This is a genomic window from Vibrio sp. TH_r3, assembly GCF_033101115.1.
GTDB lineage: Bacteria > Pseudomonadota > Gammaproteobacteria > Enterobacterales > Vibrionaceae > Vibrio.
Window position 1 is genome coordinate 1 of the sequence record NZ_JAWMPW010000085.1, and the last position, 548, is coordinate 548.

Sequence of the window (548 nt, forward strand, 5' to 3'; positions counted from 1 at the left end):
CGTAAACACTCCCGTCATCAATTCGATATATGGTCCGTTATTGTCTGTTAACTGCCGGTCCCAAGCTTGCCCAAATTCACAATTGCCCCATGACCACTGTTTCTTTCCTGGGGAAATATGATGATTTGCGACGTGAAGTAAGCCGCCACTTTCCTCGTGACTATAGGCCCCAACGAAGTCATAGTCCGATTTCGCAGCCATATATGACGTAGGTACAGGCAAGTTCTTATAACGTGAAATATCGACACCAGCAGAGTAATCAACTTTATAATAAGTACCTGTCGCTATTGGAAAAGCACTAACATCACGCTTGCCATGGTCATAAACTGCTGTCACATCGGGTGGGAAAATACTCTGATGGTCATCACCACCTTTAACTGCCGGATTAGCCCACCATAGGAATTGCTGAGGCGTTGGATTTGAATTGTATACGCGACCGGTGATCTCGATTAGTGCTTTATTTGGATAGAGTTTAAAGCCCGTGCTTACTTGCAAACCATACATATGCTCAACTTCACCTAACCATACTTCTGCGCTACCATCGGCTA

At 44.9% G+C, this 548-nt stretch carries 1 protein-coding gene; it reads right to left on the reverse strand.

Going from position 1 to position 548, the window contains the following annotated elements; all coding sequences use genetic code 11:
- A partial coding sequence (locus R3X26_RS18870; protein WP_317718859.1) for a DUF5107 domain-containing protein occupies positions 1 to 548 on the reverse strand: 548 nt, incomplete at both ends.